This window comes from Sphingomonas sp. Leaf17 (assembly GCF_001421505.1).
GTDB lineage: Bacteria > Pseudomonadota > Alphaproteobacteria > Sphingomonadales > Sphingomonadaceae > Sphingomonas.
Genome location: NZ_LMKL01000007.1, coordinates 65,938 through 82,459 on the forward strand (window position 1 = coordinate 65,938; position 16,522 = coordinate 82,459).

Annotated in this window: 17 protein-coding genes and 2 tRNA genes; 13 read left to right on the forward strand and 6 right to left on the reverse strand. The window is 65.5% G+C overall.

All coding sequences use genetic code 11. The features are described from left to right. Positions 1–3 precede the first annotated feature (3 nt). From ASE75_RS11255 to ASE75_RS11270, 4 genes are all read right to left on the reverse strand, one after another. Entirely contained in the window at positions 4–1,224 is a 1,221-nt protein-coding gene (locus ASE75_RS11255) for a dihydroorotase (protein ID WP_055933535.1), read from the reverse strand. Next, a complete protein-coding gene (locus ASE75_RS11260) occupies positions 1,221–2,207 on the reverse strand; it encodes an aspartate carbamoyltransferase catalytic subunit (RefSeq protein ID WP_055933538.1) in 987 nt (328 codons plus the stop codon). Before ASE75_RS11260 ends, ASE75_RS11255 begins: the two co-directional genes overlap by 4 nt. 372 nt (positions 2,208–2,579) lie before the next feature. Then, positions 2,580–3,041: a Holliday junction resolvase RuvX gene (gene ruvX, locus ASE75_RS11265; RefSeq protein WP_055933541.1), complete on the reverse strand. Its 462-nt coding sequence runs from the start codon at positions 3,039–3,041 to the stop codon at positions 2,580–2,582. Next, complete coding sequence (locus ASE75_RS11270) at positions 3,038–4,147, reverse strand: DUF3089 domain-containing protein (RefSeq protein ID WP_055933543.1); 1,110 nt, start codon at positions 4,145–4,147, stop codon at positions 3,038–3,040. The genes ruvX and ASE75_RS11270 overlap by 4 nt, the downstream gene beginning before the upstream one ends. 112 nt (positions 4,148–4,259) lie before the next feature. Between ASE75_RS11270 and gatC the strand changes: the two genes are divergently transcribed. From gatC to gatB, 5 genes are all read left to right on the forward strand, one after another. After that, entirely contained in the window at positions 4,260–4,547 is a 288-nt protein-coding gene (gatC, locus tag ASE75_RS11275; RefSeq protein ID WP_055933546.1) for an Asp-tRNA(Asn)/Glu-tRNA(Gln) amidotransferase subunit GatC, read from the forward strand. Next, complete coding sequence (gene gatA / locus ASE75_RS11280) at positions 4,544–6,028, forward strand: Asp-tRNA(Asn)/Glu-tRNA(Gln) amidotransferase subunit GatA (protein ID WP_055933548.1); 1,485 nt, start codon at positions 4,544–4,546, stop codon at positions 6,026–6,028. Before gatC ends, gatA begins: the two co-directional genes overlap by 4 nt. A 272-nt stretch (positions 6,029–6,300) precedes the next feature. After that, on the forward strand, positions 6,301–6,525 hold the full coding sequence (locus ASE75_RS11285) for an AbrB family transcriptional regulator (protein WP_235512677.1): 225 nt from the start codon (positions 6,301–6,303) through the stop codon (positions 6,523–6,525). Between the two features lie 127 nt (positions 6,526–6,652). Beyond that, positions 6,653–7,069, forward strand: coding sequence for a hypothetical protein (locus tag ASE75_RS15510; RefSeq protein WP_162233728.1), 417 nt, complete (start codon positions 6,653–6,655; stop codon positions 7,067–7,069). Then, positions 7,062–8,528 carry an Asp-tRNA(Asn)/Glu-tRNA(Gln) amidotransferase subunit GatB gene (gatB, locus tag ASE75_RS11290; protein ID WP_055933552.1) on the forward strand — a complete coding sequence of 489 codons (1,467 nt, stop codon included), beginning with the start codon at positions 7,062–7,064 and terminating at the stop codon, positions 8,526–8,528. Before ASE75_RS15510 ends, gatB begins: the two co-directional genes overlap by 8 nt. 67 nt (positions 8,529–8,595) lie before the next feature. Here gatB and ASE75_RS11295 read toward each other — a convergent pair whose 3' ends face one another. Both ASE75_RS11295 and ASE75_RS15770 read right to left on the reverse strand, forming a co-directional pair. After that, on the reverse strand, positions 8,596–8,844 hold the full coding sequence (locus ASE75_RS11295) for a hypothetical protein (protein ID WP_235512679.1): 249 nt from the start codon (positions 8,842–8,844) through the stop codon (positions 8,596–8,598). A 10-nt stretch (positions 8,845–8,854) separates the two neighbouring features. Continuing rightward, complete coding sequence (locus ASE75_RS15770) at positions 8,855–9,013, reverse strand: hypothetical protein (protein WP_200922355.1); 159 nt, start codon at positions 9,011–9,013, stop codon at positions 8,855–8,857. A 112-nt stretch (positions 9,014–9,125) separates the two neighbouring features. Here ASE75_RS15770 and ASE75_RS11300 point away from each other — a divergent pair. From ASE75_RS11300 to ASE75_RS15185, 8 genes are all read left to right on the forward strand, one after another. Then, positions 9,126–9,210: transfer RNA gene (locus ASE75_RS11300), tRNA-Leu, on the forward strand. Positions 9,211–9,283: 73 nt separating this feature from the next. Then, a complete protein-coding gene (tig, locus tag ASE75_RS11305; protein WP_055933557.1) occupies positions 9,284–11,092 on the forward strand; it encodes a trigger factor in 1,809 nt (602 codons plus the stop codon). Between the two features lie 114 nt (positions 11,093–11,206). Next, entirely contained in the window at positions 11,207–12,139 is a 933-nt protein-coding gene (locus ASE75_RS11310; protein WP_055933560.1) for a glycosyltransferase family 2 protein, read from the forward strand. Between the two features lie 55 nt (positions 12,140–12,194). Further along, positions 12,195–12,884, forward strand: a complete 690-nt coding sequence (gene clpP, locus ASE75_RS11315) for an ATP-dependent Clp endopeptidase proteolytic subunit ClpP (RefSeq protein ID WP_055933563.1) — start codon at positions 12,195–12,197, stop codon at positions 12,882–12,884. Positions 12,885–12,993: 109 nt separating this feature from the next. After that, positions 12,994–14,259: an ATP-dependent Clp protease ATP-binding subunit ClpX gene (gene clpX, locus ASE75_RS11320; RefSeq protein WP_055933566.1), complete on the forward strand. Its 1,266-nt coding sequence runs from the start codon at positions 12,994–12,996 to the stop codon at positions 14,257–14,259. Between the two features lie 264 nt (positions 14,260–14,523). Then, a tRNA-His gene (locus tag ASE75_RS11325) sits at positions 14,524–14,600 on the forward strand. Positions 14,601–14,708: 108 nt separating this feature from the next. Continuing rightward, positions 14,709–15,758 carry a Leu/Phe/Val dehydrogenase gene (locus ASE75_RS11330; RefSeq protein ID WP_055933569.1) on the forward strand — a complete coding sequence of 350 codons (1,050 nt, stop codon included), beginning with the start codon at positions 14,709–14,711 and terminating at the stop codon, positions 15,756–15,758. A 355-nt stretch (positions 15,759–16,113) separates the two neighbouring features. Beyond that, entirely contained in the window at positions 16,114–16,500 is a 387-nt protein-coding gene (locus ASE75_RS15185; protein ID WP_082463938.1) for an Imm39 family immunity protein, read from the forward strand. The last annotated feature ends 22 nt before the right edge of the window (positions 16,501–16,522 follow it).

The window sequence follows — 16,522 nt, forward strand, 5'->3', positions numbered from 1 at the left end:
TCCTTACAGGATCTCGCGCCCCCCCTTCCACAGCCGCAGGGCACGGCCCTGCACCGGCAGGCCGTTGAACGGCGTGTTGCCGGCCGACGCCCTGAACGCCGTGCCGTCGACCTGCCACGGCACCCGCGCATCGAACAGCAGCAGGTCGGCGGGTTTGCCGGCCTCCAGCGTGCCGGTGTCGAGGCCGAGCACCCGCGCCGGATTGGCGGCGAGCAGTGCGAACAGCCGGCTCATCGACACCCGTTCGTCGCGAACCAGCATCAGCGCCAGCGTCAGCAGCGTTTCCGCGCCCGCCATGCCGGCGCGCGAATCGGTGAAGGGCAGGCGCTTTTCCTCCGGCCCGTGCGGGTCGTGGCCCGATCCGATGACGTCGATCGTGCCGTCCGCCACCGCCGCCAGACAGGCCTGACGGTCTGATTCGGCGCGCAGGGGCGGCGACAGATGTGCGTGAGTGCGAAAGTCGCTGACGGTGTTGTCCGACAGGTTCAGGTGCGCTGGCGTGATGCCGCAAGTGACGGCGACGCCGCGCCGCTTGGCCGCGCGGATCAGGTCCAGGCCGGCGGCGGTGGTGACCTGACGCACATGCAGCCGCGCAGCCGTCTCCTCCGCCAGCATCAGATCGCGGGCGATGGCCAGCGCCTCGGCGATGGCGGGCGCGGCGGGCAGGCCGAGCCGGGTCGCCGTTTCACCCTCGGTCGCGACCGCGCCGGCGGTCAGCGCGCCATCCTCGGCATGGGTGACGACGGTCAGGTTCAGGTCGCGGGCATAGGCGAGGACGCGGTGCATGACCCCTGAATCGGCGATCCAGTGCCGCCCGGTGCCGACCGCCTTGGCGCCCGCCGACGCGCAGATCGCCATTTCGGCAAGGTCGGTGCCGGCAAGGCCGCGCGTGGCGGCGGCGATCGGGTGGATCCACAGGTCCGGCTTGCCGACCAGCGCCGCGCGCTGGACGATGCCGGGGTCGTCGAGGACGGGCGACTGGTCGGGCATCAGCCCTACGCGGACGATGCCGCCGGCGCGGAAGGCGGCGCGGTCGACCTTGGCCACGCCCAGATCGACGATGCCGGGGCTGAGATACTTGCCGCCGCAATCGACGACGGTCGCGTCGGCGGGCACGTCTACCGTGCCGCTGGCGACGATCGCGCCGTCGCGAACGATCAGGCTGCCGGCGCGCTCGCCCGCGACCGGGCAGATCAGGCGGGCGTTGGTGAAGATAGTGGTCATGCCCAGCCCTCCACGCCGCGCGATCGGCGCGTGAGCACGTCGAGGCAGGCCATGCGGACCGCGACGCCCATCGCCACCTGTTCGGTGATCGCGGACTGGGCGTGATCGGCGACGTCCGAATCGATCTCGATCCCGCGGTTCATCGGCCCCGGGTGCATGACCAGCGCGCCGGGCGTTGCCCTCGCAAGACGGTCGAGCGTCAGGCCGTAGCGCATCCGGTATTCGCGCGGGGAGGGGACGTAGCCGCCGGCCATCCGCTCGGTCTGGAGCCGCAGCATCATCACGACGTCGGCCCCCTCCAGCGCCTGGTCGAAATCGGTAAAGGCGGTAACGCCCATCCGCTCGATCGCGGGTGGCATCAGCGTGGTCGGCGCACAGACGCGGACTTCGGCGGCCAGGGCGGTGAGCGCGAGAATGTTCGACCGCGCGACCCGGCTGTGCAGCAGGTCGCCGCAGATGACGACGCGCTGGCCGGCGATGCTGCCGCGCCGCCGGCGGATGGTCAGCGCGTCGAGCAGCGCCTGAGTCGGGTGTTCGTGCCGGCCGTCGCCCGCGTTCAGCACCGGGCAGTCGACCATGTCGGCGATCAGCCGCACCGCGCCGGATGCCATGTGACGGATGACGATGACGTCGGCGCGCATCGCGTTCAGCGTCATCGCGGTGTCGATCAGCGTCTCGCCCTTCTTCACGCTGGACTGCGCGGCGTGCATGTTGACGACGTCCGCGCCCAGGCGCTTTCCCGCGATCTCGAACGACAACAGGGTGCGGGTGCTGTTCTCGAAAAAGGCGTTGATCTGGGTCAGGCCGTCGAGCCGCTTGTCGGGTGTCGCGTGCGCGCTGTTGGCGGCGGCCCAGGTTTCCGCCTCGTCCAGCAGGAACATGATCTCGTGCGGCTGGAGACCGTCGATCCCGGTCAGGTGCCGGTGCGGGAAGACGGCACCGCCCGGGATGAGGGCGGCGGGGCGGTGATCTGAAGTCTGCATCAAGCGTGCCGGGTAGCGACGCGGGGGCGGCGCGGCAAGCGAGTCGTGGGGGCGTGTGCGGGGGCGAAGTTAGGGAAGTTGTGGTTCGTGGGGGTGGCGTTTCGGATTGGCGCGAAGTGGGGCGTTTCAGGGGTTGTGCAGAGGGTGACGGCGCGGGTCATGGGGATGGGTCTGGCATTTGGGCGGGGTGTAGGACAGCGGTTTTTGCTGTCCTACACCCCACCGCGTACTTCCCCGGCGGAGGCCGGGGCCCAGTTGCACAGGTTTACGTGGGCAGAGGGAGGCCCGTCGCTACTGTTTTCGTGGCAACTGGGCCCCGGCCTTCGCCGGGGAAGTGACGGTGGTTAGGGCGTGAGGCGTAGCGACAGCCCCCTACACCATCACCAGCGCGTCGATCGCGGCTTGCAGGATGTGCGCCGCCGCCATCTTGTCGACCAGTTCGGCGCGTTTGGCGCGGCTCAAGTCCTGTTCGATCATCACCCGTTCGACGGCGACCGTCGACCAGCGTTCGTCCCACAACAGGATCGGCAGGCCGATATCCTCGCAGTTGCGGGCAAACGCGCGGGTCGACTGGCTGCGCGGGCTTTCGCTGCCGTCAAGATGGAGCGGCAGGCCGATGACGAGGCCGGTGACCCCTTGCGCGCGAGCAAGCTTGATCAGCGCGGTCTTGTCCTTCTGGAACTTGGTGCGGCGGATCAGGATGGCGGGGCTGGCGAAGCTCCAGCCGGCGTCGCACAAAGCGGTGCCGATCGTCTTGCTGCCGAGGTCGAGGCCGAGGAGACGGCCGCCATTGGGCAGGGCATCGCGAAACGGTCCGCGGTCGGTGGTAATCATCGCTTCGCCTCGAATGACGCCAGCCGGCGCGCGGCGTCCACGCGGACGTTCGCCCAGAACAGGCTGTAGTCGTAGACGTGGTAGTTATTGCCCGGCAGCACATAGGGGCCGACGTCGGGCGGATCGCCGATCATCAGGAAGCCGGTCGGGGCGCAGGCGGCGGGGACGCGGCCGGGTGCAATTCCGGCGGCGGACAGGTCGTCCCTGGGGAACAATGTGCCGAGATTGGCGGAGGCGGGCGCGGCGGCGTCGGCGGTGCCGGTCAGCGGGTTGGTGCAGACCATCGGCGTGCCCTTGCGCGGCTGACCGGTAAAGCCGGTGCTGGCGTCGTAGATATCGGTAAACTGTGAAGGATCCGCTGGCGTGGCGAAACTCAGCCACGAGGCGATGCAACCGCTCTGCGCCGGTGCCGTACATTCGGGCAGGCCGAGGCGCGGCAGGTCGGTGGTGCGCGAGACGGGCCAGCCGACGACATAGGCGGCGACGATGCGGGCGGCGACCGGCTTGCCGGCGATCTCGTCGCGCAGCAGCCGTTCGAGGTGGAGCGCGCCCTGACTGTGGCCGGCGAGGATGATCGGCCGGTCCGGCCCGACCTGACGCAGGAAGGCGGCGAACGCGGCGCGGACGTCCCCATAGGCAAGGTCGAGTGCGCGGTTGGCGTCCGCTTCGCTGGTCAGGAACGCGCCGAACGTCGCCTGGCGGTAGCGCGGCGCCCAGATCTCGGCGCTGCCGTTGAAGGCGCTGGCTTGCCCTCGCAGGAACAGTGCGGCGCGGGCATTGGCCTCCGCATCGTCGAGCGGCGCGTTCCAGTGGGTGCGCACGAGGTAGGAGGTCGGGTGGATGTAGAAGACCGCGGCACGCGGAGCTGTCGCTGGCGTGTAGCTGGTCGGGGTCCACAGCGCCGGGTTGCCGGGCAGGTCGGGGCGGGCGAGCCACATCGCCTTGTCGTCATAGGCGTTGGGCGCGGCCGGGGCCTGCGCGCGGAACGTCTCGCCCGGCACCAGCGCGAGGCGCAGGATGTCGGTGCCGAACAGGCGATAGGCGAACGCGCCGGCGATCGTCAGGACGATGAGCGCGGTGATGACGTAGAGAAACTTGCGGGCCAAGGATGCGCTCCGGGAGGATCGTGGCCTGTTCCGTGCCCCAGCCTTGCCAGCGTTGCAAATGTCGAAACGTAGCCGGTTGCATCGTGACGACGCCGGATGTAGCCGCTGACCCATGTCCGTAGACACCAAAACCGTGAAGAAGATCGCCGGGCTTGCCCGTATCGCGATCACCGACGAGCAGGCCGGCCGCGTCGCGCCCGAACTCGACAACATCATCCACTGGATCGAGATGCTGGAGGAGGTCGACACGACCGGCGTCGAGCCGATGACCGCGGTGATCCCCAATCACCTGCGCCTGCGCGACGACGTGGTGACCGAGGGCGGCATCCGCGACGCGCTGATGCAGAACGCGCCGCAGGGCGAGCATGGCTTCTTTACCGTACCGAAAGTGATCGAATGAGCGACCTGACCGATCTTGGCGTCGCCGCCATCCGCGACGGCGTGCGCGCCGGCAGTTTCTCCGCGTGTGACGTTGCCGATGCGTTCATCGTCAACGTCAGCAAGGCCAAGGCGCTGAACGCGTTTCTGGTCGAGACGCCCGAGCACGCCATCGCCGCCGCGACCGCCGCCGATACCGCGCGGGCGGCGGGCGAGACGCTGAAAGCCCTGGCCGGCGTGCCGATCGGCATGAAGGACCTGTTCTGCACCAACGGCGTCGTGACGACCGCGGCGAGCAGGATCCTCGAAGGCTTCGTGCCGCCCTATGAATCGCGGGTGTCGCAGAATCTGTGGGATGCGGGCGCAGGCATGCTCGGCAAGCTGAACATGGACCAGTTCGCGATGGGATCGTCGAACGAAACCAGCGCGTTCGGCAACGTCATCTCGCCGTGGCGGCGCGCGAACGGCGATACAGCCCCGCTCGCCCCCGGTGGATCGTCGGGCGGCAGTTCGTCGGCGGTGGCGGCGCGGCTGTGCCCGGCGGCGACCGGCACCGATACCGGTGGTTCGATCCGCCAGCCCGCCGCGTTCACCGGCATCACCGGCATCAAGCCGACCTATGGCCGCTGCTCGCGCTGGGGGACGATCGCGTTCGCGTCGTCGCTCGACCAGGCCGGGCCGATGGCGCGCGACGTGCGCGACTGCGCGATCCTGCTGGAGGCGATGGCCGGGTTCGATGCGCGTGATGCGACGTCGCTGAAGCTCGACGTGCCGCAGTGGGAGGCGGGTTTGTCGGGTGATCTCAGCGGCAAGCGCGTGGGGATCCCGAAGGAGTACCGCGTCGACGGGATGCCGGCCGAAATCGAGGCGCTGTGGCAGCAGGGGATCGACTGGATGAAGGATGCCGGCGCGGAGATCGTCGAGATTTCCCTGCCGCACACCAAATACGCGCTGCCGGCCTATTACATCATCGCGCCGGCGGAGGCGTCGTCCAACCTCGCGCGCTATGACGGCGTGCGGTACGGCCTGCGCGACCTGCCCGAGGGGGCGGGGTTGCAGGACATGTATGCCGCGACGCGGGCCGAGGGCTTTGGCGACGAGGTGAAGCGGCGGATCCTGATCGGCACCTATGTGCTGTCGGCGGGGTTCTACGACGCCTATTATACGCAGGCGCAGAAGGTCCGGGCGCTGATCGCGCGCGATTTCGAGCAGGCTTTCGAGCGTTGCGACGTCCTGCTGACGCCGACCGCGCCGAGCGCCGCCTTCGCGCTGGGCGAGAAGCAGGCCGATCCGATCGCGATGTACCTGAACGACGTCTTCACCGTGCCGTCGTCACTGGCGGGCCTGCCGGCGATGAGCGTGCCGGGCGGTCTGGACAAGGACGGCCTGCCGCTGGGGTTGCAGATCATCGGCCGGCCGCTGGACGAGCAGGGCGTGCTGAACGCCGGGCTGGCGATCGAGCAGCGCGCGGGCTTCGTGGCCCGGCCCGGGGTGTGGTGGTAGGATGGGACCGGCTGTCGAAGTCGGCTTCGAGACGGTCGGAGCCGTTGTCGACTGGCTGCTCGGACGATCTAATGACGATGATCATGACGATGATCATGACGATGATCATGACGAAATCGTGGCAGATTTTATGTCGCCGGCCGCGCTAAACGATGACTGTACGTAAGGCGCTGCACGTCTGTGGACGCTATTAACGGTGCATGGTAATATCCTCGGTACGGGCCGACTGACAAATCTGACGCAGAAGGGGGCAGGTTGCAATTCCGAAGAATGTGAGTGAGGCGCTGGGGCGGAAGGTCGGTGAAATGGCCGAAATTGACCGAAAAGGCGACGACGAGGCGGTGATCCGCAAGCCCCTGCGCTACGACAGCACCGAGCGAACGGCTATGTATGCGCAGATCCTAGAGGCGTCGGAGCGATTTGCGCATCTCCGCACTGGGCAAGGCACCAATGCGATTATGCGGGAAATTCGCGGGGACGACATATTTCAGGCCTGAAAATAATCAATAATCATTGGCGATTGCTGGAGTTAAAGATCATCGACTGTCCGTTCGACGGGCAGAGTTCGTCGAACGCTGGTCTGACGCTTGAGCAGTCCGCCAGGGCCTTGGCGGGGCGGGGGACGTGGTGATGATATTTGACGTATTTAGCCATAGGGAGCGATTTTCCCAAACTATGGATGCCGCCAATCTCGTATTAGGCGGACTTCTTGGTGCATATTTAGGGTTGCTAATATCGCAAAAAGGAGCGGCTGGAGGGTATTTAAACCTATTCTGGTTGTTATTCTTTTTAGTACAGTTTTGTTATTTCTTAAATGGCAGCATCGAACGGATTTATCGAGGCGCAACGAAATTAGGTTTGATATATCTAATAATTTCTATGTTTCTTGCAATCGCGGTATATTACTATTCATTGTCATCCGCCGTTGAGCCGAAAATACTACTCACAATTCTAGCTGTATGGTTTGCGATCATGGTATCGGAGCTAGTTTCTATGACATTCATAATTGATCGTGTCCAAAAGGAGCGGCAGCATGACTGAATTTCGTATTCAGGGCGACACCGGCGAGTGGGAGGTCGTGGTCGGCCTTGAGGTGCATGCGCAGGTGACGTCGCAGGCCAAGCTGTTTTCGGGCGCAGCGACGACGTTCGGGGCGGAGCCGAATACGCAGGTGAGCCTTGTCGACGCGGCGATGCCGGGGATGCTGCCGGTGCCGAACATGGAATGTATCCGTCAGGCGGTGCGAACGGGGCTGGCGATCGGCGCGCAGATCAACCGCTGGTCGCGGTTCGACCGCAAGAATTATTTCTACGCCGATCTGCCGCAGGGCTATCAGATCAGCCAGCTCTACCATCCGTTGGTGGGCGAGGGCGCGATCGACATCAGCTTGGACGAGAAGGATCCGGACGCCGCGACCAAGCGGATCGGTGTCGAGCGGATCCATGTCGAGCAGGATGCCGGCAAGCTGATGCACGACCAGCATCCGACCCGGTCCTATGTCGACCTGAACCGGTCGGGCGTCGCGCTGATGGAAATCGTCAGCCGGCCGGACATGGCGTCGCCGGCCGAGGCGGGGGCGTATCTGCGGAAGCTGCGGGCAATCCTGCGCTATGTCGGCAGCTGCGACGGCAATATGGAAGAAGGGTCGATGCGCGCCGACGTGAACGTCAGCGTGCGCAAACCCGGCGACGAACTGGGTATGCGGACCGAGACGAAGAACGTCAATTCGGTCCGCTTCGTGATGGCGGTGGTCGAGCAGGAGGCGCGGCGTCAGGTCGAGGTGATCGAGGCTGGCGGTACGATCGCGCAGGAAACACGGCTGTACGATCCCGACCGCAACGAAACGCGCTCGATGCGGTCGAAGGAGGACGCGCACGACTATCGCTATTTCCCCGATCCCGACCTGTTGCCGCTGGAACTGGAGCAGGCGTTTCTGGACGATTGTCTGGCCAGCCTGCCCGAACTGCCCGATGCCAAGCGCAAGCGGTACGAGGATCTGGGCATCACGCCCTATAATGCGGCGGTGCTGACCGCCGAGGTCGAGGCGGCGCGCTGGTTCGACACGCTGCTGGATGCCGGGGCCAAGGGGCCGGCGGCGGCGAACTGGACGACGTCCGAGCTGTTCGGTGCGCTGAACCGGCTGGGCAAGGACATCACCGAATCGCCGGTGTCGCCGACGCAGGCGGCGGAACTGCTGGCCTTGGTCGCCGACGGCACGCTGTCGGGCAGTCTGGCCAAGCAGGTGTTCGAGGTGATGCTGGAAACCGGTGACGCGCCGTCGACGATCGTCGAGGAGCGGGGCCTGAAGCAGACCAGTGATACCGGTGCGATCGACGCGGTGATCGCGCAGATCATGGCGGCCAATGAAGACAAGGTCGCGGACTATCGCGGCGGCAAGGACAAGCTGTTCGGGTTCTTCGTCGGCCAGACGATGAAGGCGATGGGCGGCAAGGCCAATCCGGGTGTCGTCAACGACCTGCTGAAAAAGGCGCTGGGCTGAACAGGCAAACACCGCGTCGACCGTTGGTCGGCGCGGTGCCTGGTTTTGCATGGAGAAGCCGGGCGGCTTACTGCGCGTCGTCATCCTGGTTCTTGGTGACGCCGCCGGTGCCACCGACGCCGTCGGGCATGCCGGGGTCGGTCATGGTTGCGGTTTCGTCGCCATGGTCGTCGGCGGGACCGCCGTCGATCGCGCGTTCGATGTCGCTGCGGCCGTCGCCATCGTGACGCGCGTCACGCGCGGCCTTGGCTTCCGCGTCGGACAGCATGGCGGGGAATTCGTCAGGTTGGGTATCGGCAGGACTGGTATCAGGCATGGTCGGCCTTTCAGATCTGTGGCGGCTGGGTCGTGGCGGGATCGCCCATCGGCGTGCCGGGCGAGGGGATGTCGACGTCGGGCGCGGGCGGCGTCACTTCTGGCGGGGGGGCGTCGGGCTGTGCCGGGGGCGTGGGCATCGGGGTTTCGGCTGGGGGCTGGGTCGCCATCTGAACTCTCCTTTTCTCAAGGGTCAACGCGCCGATCGTGCACCGGTTGCGTGTCATGTCTTGCCGAGGACCCTTGCGCTGGTATAGACGCGCCCGCTACGGCAACCTCCGAGCGGGCGTGGCGGAACTGGTAGACGCAGCAGGTTTAGGTCCTGCCATCGAAAGATGTGGGGGTTCGAGTCCCTTCGCCCGCACCAGTCCTTCGTCTTTCGCGGGCGTGGGTATGCTGCACGAGATTGATGCGATTCCTTTTTTAGACAAAGGCCCGAAATGCAGACTGTCGAGACGTTGAACGAGGGGCTGAAGCGCGCCTACACGCTCACCATCACCGCCAAGGACATCGAGTCCAAGGTCGACGCCGAGATCAAGCGCGTCGCACCCCAGATGAAGATGCCCGGCTTCCGTCCCGGCAAGGTGCCCGCGAACCTCGTGCGCAAGATGCACGGTCCGGCGATCCAGCAGGATGCGCTGAACAGCGCCATCCAGGAGGGCGTTCAGGCGCTCGTCGCCGAGAAACAGTTGCGCCCCGCGATGCAGCCGTCGGTCGAGCTGACCGAGGGCTATGAGGCCGGCAAGGACGCCGAGATCAAGATCGCGCTGGAAGTGCTGCCGCAGGTGCCGACCCCGGCGATCGACGCGCTGACGCTGGAGCGGCTGACGATTCCGGTCGATGAGTCGGCGGTGGACGAGCAGCTGCAGAAGTTTGCCGACCAGCAGAAGAAGTGGGACGAGACCGGCGACGACTATACCGCGAAGACGGGTGACCTGGTCACCGTCGACTTCGTCGGCAAGGTCGACGGCGTCGCGTTCGATGGCGGGACCGGCGAGGACATGGCCGTCGAGATCGGCGCGGGCCGCCTGATCCCGGGCTTCGAGGACCAGATCGTCGGCGTCAGCGCGGGCGACGAGCGTCAGATCAACGTGACCTTCCCCGAGGATTATCAGGCCAAGGAACTCGCCGGCAAGGCCGCGACGTTCGACCTGACGGTCAAGTCGGTGAAGGTTTCGGGCGAGAGCGTGATCGACGACGAACTGGCCAAGTCGCTGGGTCTGGAAAGCCTGGAGCAGCTGCGCGGACTGCTCAAGGGGCAGATCGAGCAGGAGCATAACGGCCTGACCCGCACCCACATGAAGCGCAAGCTGCTCGACCAGCTGGCCGATGGGCACGATTTTGAAGTGCCGCCGTCGATGGTCGATGCCGAGTTCAGCCAGATCTGGTCGCAGCTTGAGCATGAAGCGACCCACGAGGCCGATCCCGAAGCCGCGCGCGCCGAAATGGAATCGGAGCGCGGCGATTATCGCAAGATCGCCGAGCGCCGTGTGCGTCTGGGGCTGTTGCTGTCCGAGATCGGCCAAACCAACGGCGTCGAGGTTTCGCAGCAGGAAATGAACCGCCTGATCGCGCAGGCCGCGCAGCAATATGGCCCGGAGGAGCGCCAGCGCTTCATCCAGTACGTCCAGCAGGAGCCGATGGCGGCCGCCCAGCTGCGCGCGCCGCTGTACGAGGACAAGGTCGTCGACTTCCTGTTCGAGAAGGCGACGATCACTGACCGCGAAGCGACCCGCGAGGAGCTGGAAGCTGCGATTGAGAGCGAGGACGGTCACGTTCACGGTCCCGATTGCGGGCATGACCACGACCATGCGGCCGATGCGAAGCCGGTAAAGAAGGCGGCTGCCAAGAAGGCCGCGCCGGCCGCCAAGGCAGAACAGGCCGATGCCGCGGATACCACGGCTGATGCCGAGGCTGCTGCGGCCGAGGAAGCGCGCCTGGAGGCCAAGCGCGAAGCCAAGCGCGCCGCCAAGAAGGCTGCGGAAGACGCCGCCGCCGCCGAAGCGGAAGCCGCGCCGGCAGCACCGGCCGCCGTGTCGGCAGAGGAGGAAGCGCGCCTGGAGGCCAAGCGCGAAGCCAAGCGTGCCGCCAAGAAGGCTGCGGACGCGCAGGCCGCTGCACCAGTCGAGGCCGAAACCGCAGTGACCGAATCCTCGCCGGTTGCGGCCGAGGAGGCCAAGGGCACCGAAGCCGCCGATGCGCCGGTGAAGAAGCCGCGCGCGAAGAAGGCCAAGCCCGCCGAGGCTTGACGACGTCGTGAGCCGTCAACCGCCATCCCGGGTCAGCCTCGGGGTGGCGGTTTGCGTTTGCTCCATACTGACCGCGTGCCCCGGAACGGGCATCATTGAAGGGGGCAGGGGCCGGTGACCGAGCCACGCATCGCCGTTCTGCTGCCCTGCTATAACGAGGAGGCCGCGATCGCGCAGACGGTCGCCGGCTTTCGGGCCGCGCTGCCGGGTGCGGTCGTCTATGTCTATGACAACAACAGTCGGGACCGGACGCGGGAGGTCGCGGCGTCAGCCGGCGCGGTGGTCCGGCGCGAGCGGATCCAGGGCAAGGGCGCGGTCGTGCGGCGGATGTTCGCCGATGTCGACGCCGATATCTATGTGATGGCGGACGGCGACGCGACCTATGACGCCGCGTCCGCGCCGGCGATGGTCGCGCGGATGCTCGACGAACAGATCGACATGGTCGTGGGCAGCCGGGTGAGCGATGCGACGCTGGCCTACAGACGGGGGCACCGGTTCGGCAACGCGTTGCTGACCGGCATGCTGGCGCGGCTGTTCGGGCGCAGCTTCACCGATATCCTGTCGGGCTACCGGGTGTTTTCGCGTCGGTTCGTCAAGAGCTTCCCGGTGCTGTCGGCCGGGTTCGAGATCGAAACCGAGATCAGCGTCCATGCGCTGGAACTGAAGATGCCGACCGCCGAGGTCGAGACGCCCTATTTCGCGCGGCCCGAGGGGTCGGAATCCAAGCTGTCGACCTATGGCGACGGCTGGCGGATCCTGCGCACGATCCTGACCCTGTACCGGATCGAGCGGCCCCTGTGGTTCTTTGGCGCGGTCGGCGGTGTCCTGGCACTGCTCGCGGTGCTGCTCGCGGTGCCGCTGGTGCTGACCTATATGCAGACGCACCTGGTCCCGCGCGTGCCGACGGCGGTGCTGGTGACGGGGCTGATGATCCTGGCCGCGCTCAACCTGTTCGCCGGGCTGATCCTCGACACGGTCGTGCGCGGGCGGCGCGAGGTGCGGCGGCTGGCGTATCTGGGACATGCGGCACCGGGTTCTCCCACTTGAACTCGATCGTTCAAGCGACGATGTTGGGCCTTCCGAGGGCATAAGAGAGATTTTCATGCATAATCCGTTCGAGACCGGCAATTTCATGGCACCGCTGATGAATGCGGGCCTTGCGCCGCAGGCTCCGCAAGGTGGCCTCGTGCCGATAGTCATCGAGCAGTCGAACCGGGGCGAACGCTCGTTCGACATCTTCAGCCGCCTGCTGCGCGAGCGCATCATCTTCGTGACCGGCGGGGTCGAGGACGGCATGGCCTCGCTCATCACCGCGCAGCTGCTGTTCCTTGAGTCGGAGAATCCGAAGAAGGACATCTTCATGTACATCAACTCGCCGGGCGGTGTCGTCACGGCGGGCATGGCGATCCATGACACGATGCAGTATATCCGGCCGCGCGTCGGCACGGTGTGCATCGGGCAGGCGGCGTCGATGGGCAGCTTCCTGCTGGCCGCCGGCGAGCCGGGGATGCGCGTCGCGATGACCAATGCGCGGATCATGATCCACCAGCCGTCGGGCGGCGCGCAGGGCATGGCCTCGGACATCGAGATCCAGGCACGCGAAATCCTGCGCATCCGGCACCGGATGAACGAGCTGTATGCCAAGTACACCGGCAAGCCGATCGAGGAGATCGAGCGCGCCATGGACCGCGACAAGTTCATGTCGGCCGAGGAAACCAAGGAGTTCGGGATCATCGACCAGGTGTTCGACAAGCGGCCGGCCGCCGCCGACGACGCGACGCCCGCCGCGTAAGGCGACACGTTTACCGTGGATTGGTGATTTCCATTGTAGGATGCCGGGGGCGCGCTAGACTGCGCTCCCGGTAACGGTACGCGCCCGGTCATGCGCGAGAGGTGATTTGATGACGAAGCTGAGCGGTGGCGACTCCAAGAGCACCCTCTATTGCTCGTTCTGCGGCAAGTCGCAGCACGAGGTACGCAAGCTGATCGCCGGGCCGACGGTCTTCATCTGCGACGAGTGTGTGGAACTGTGCAACGACATCATCCGCGAGGAGACGAAGTCGGCACTGGTCGCGAAGAAGGACGGCGGCGTGCCGACCCCGCAGGAAATCTGCGACGTCCTCGACGATTACGTCATCGGCCAGAAGCGCGCCAAGCGCGTGCTGTCGGTGGCGGTCCACAACCATTACAAGCGGCTGAACCACGGGGCCAAGGGTGCCGATGTCGAACTCAGCAAGTCGAACATCCTGCTGGTCGGACCGACCGGGTGCGGCAAGACGCTGCTCGCGCAGACGCTGGCCCGTATTCTCGACGTGCCGTTCACCATGGCCGACGCGACGACGCTGACCGAGGCGGGCTATGTCGGCGAGGATGTCGAGAACATCATCCTCAAGTTGCTCCAGGCGTCGGACTATAACGTCGAGCGGGCGCAGCGCGGGATCGTCTATATCGACGAGATCGACAAGATCAGCCGCAAGGCCGAGAACCCGTCGATCACCCGCGACGTGTCGGGCGAGGGCGTGCAGCAAGCGCTGCTGAAGCTGATGGAAGGCACCACCGCCAGCGTCCCGCCGCAGGGTGGCCGCAAGCACCCGCAGCAGGAGTTCCTGCAGGTCGACACGACGAACATCCTGTTCATCTGCGGTGGTGCGTTCTCGGGCCTTGAGAAGATCATCGGCGACCGGTTGCAGGGCAAGTCGATAGGCTTTGGTGCCTATGTCGCGGCGCCCGAGGAGCGGCGCACCGGCGAGACTCTGAAGTCGGTCGAGCCGGAGGATCTGTTGAAGTTCGGCCTGATCCCCGAGTTTGTCGGTCGTCTGCCGGTCATCGCGACGCTGGAAGATCTGGACGTCGACGCGCTGGTCAAGATCCTGAAGGAGCCGAAGAACGCGCTGGTGAAGCAGTACCAGAAGCTGTTCGAGATGGAGCAGGTCGATCTGGGCTTCACCGACGACGCGCTGGTCGCGGTCGCCAAGAAGGGCATTGAGCGCAAGACCGGTGCGCGCGGGCTGCGGTCGATTCTGGAGAGCATCCTGCTCGACACGATGTTCGACCTGCCCGGCATGGACGGCGTCGACGAGGTGATGATCGACAAGGACGTGATCGAGGGCCGCAAGGAACCGATCCGCGTCTATGCCGAAAAGAAGAAGGACGGCGCGGCCGCCTGATTTCTCGATTTTGCGTTACGGAGGCGAGCGTCGGGTGACCGGCGCTCGTTTTCGTTTAGGGGATATCGGCATGCGTCGGGGGGACGCGGTGGGGAGTCATCGGGCGGCAGGGTGTCTGCGAATCCGCGCGAACCGCATCGTCCAGCCCCGGGAAAACTCGGGTGTTTCGCAAGCGTGAGGATGACGGGCGGTATTCATCGCATCCCGAACCGCATCAGCGCTTGACGAACCGCGCCAACCCCCGCTATCGGGCCAGCCTTCGCGGCGATCGTAGTTCAATTGGTTAGAGCGTCGGCTTGTGATGCCGGATGTTGCGGGTTCAAGTCCCGTCGGTCGCCCCATTTTTTTTCCGCCTCTTTTTCGGACCCCCGCGCTTTGGGCTGGTCAAATGGCGTTGAAAATAATATTTCACTCCCGCGTAATTATATTCCTCCGATACGGAGCCGGCGATGACAGCGGTTTGGGACCTTCCCGATTTCGACCAGCATGAGGGCGTGCATGCCTTCACCGATCCCGAATCGGGTCTGCGCGCGGTCATTGCGGTGCATTCGACAAAGCTCGGGCCGGCGGCGGGCGGCGCGCGCTTCTGGCATTATGCCGATACCGGCCTCGCCGTGACCGACGCGCTGCGCCTGTCGCGCGGCATGAGTTTCAAGAACGCGATGGCGGGGCTGGAGCTTGGCGGCGGCAAGGGCGTGATCCTGGCGGCCAAGCCCGGCGACACGATCACCACCGAACAGCTCGAAGCGTTCGGCCGCGCGGTCGAATCGCTGGGCGGCGCGTATGTGACGGCCGAGGACGTCGGCATGTCCGAGGCGCGGATGAAGGTGATCGCGGGCAAGACGCGCTATGTCTCCGGCCTGCCGGTGGCGAGCGGGGCGGCCGGCGGCGATCCGGGGCCGTACACCGCGCTTGGCATCTATCTGGGCGTGAAGGCGGCGGCGAAGCGGGGCCTGGGCGCGGACGACATGCGCGGCGTGCGGGTGGCGATCCAGGGCGTGGGGTCTGTCGGCGGCGGGCTGGCGCGGTTGCTGGCGGCGGACGGCGCGGTGCTGACGCTGGCCGATGTGAACGCGGACAAGGCGGCCGCGCTGGCGGCCGAACTGGGCGCAGACCATGTGGCGGCGGACGCGATCCTGACCCATGACGCCGATATCTTCAGCCCGAACGCGCTGGGCGCGATCCTGACCGAGACGAGCATCCCGGCGCTGAAGGCCAAGGTCGTGGCGGGCGGCGCGAACAACCAGCTCGCGACCCGCGCGGACGGCGCGCGCATCCACGAGCGCGGCATCCTGTACGCACCGGACTACGTCATCAACGCGGGCGGCATCATCAATGTCGGGCTGGAATATCTGGGCCACGGCGACGAGGCCGAGGTGAAGGCGCGAATCGCCCGCATCCCCGAACGGCTGGACCAGGTCTGGGACGACAGCGCCCGCACCGGCGAACCGGCGTCCGACGTGGCGGACCGGATCGCGCAGGGGTTGATCGGGCGGTAGGGTTTTGGGGGTGGGGCAGGGCGGATGGTTTTGACTTCTGCCCGCCCCTCTCTTGGAAACGGTTCGTGTTACAGTGGTCGCTCACATCCTGTCGTTCGGTCCATCAGCAGGGCTGCCGAAATCGGCCATCCAGGTCGGCCCCCGACATTCCCGATTTTCCATGATCGAACGGTCGTTTCGGGAAACCGCAATCGGGAACAGATTTCGGGAACGCATGGTTGGTGAATACGCATGAGGTGTTGTGCGGGCGTGGTTTCCTGTTAGCCGTTCATTTTAGGGAAAAATGGCTCGCTGAATAGCGGTTCATCAAATCTCTCCGTGCGATGTTTTCAAATCAGCAGGGTGGAATGATGTGATGCACAATCGGAAGCTTGTTTTGGGTAGCGTGGCGTTAACGAAAGCGCGGCTTCCAGCCAAAGCGCATGCTGCTGCATTAAATAAAATTCGAGATGACCTCGAACGCGAAATTATCGAATCCGGTTATCTCGCTGGTTCACCATTCACATGGATTGGACTCATTATACGCGAAGGACTCGTTGACGAAATCAAACCTCACCTTCGGGAAATCGATGAAAAAGACGGTGAATTACCGGCTGCGATCGAAATCAACACGCATACTCTGATAGGTGCATCGCAGGACAGAATCGAGGTTGTCTACCGAAAGGCTGCCCTCGTGAGTTTGATACATATTGCCGCGCGATTTGAACTTGATGCCAATCGATTCGAGAGCCTGCTTCGCTAGCTGCGAAGTCTATCCGCCGGAT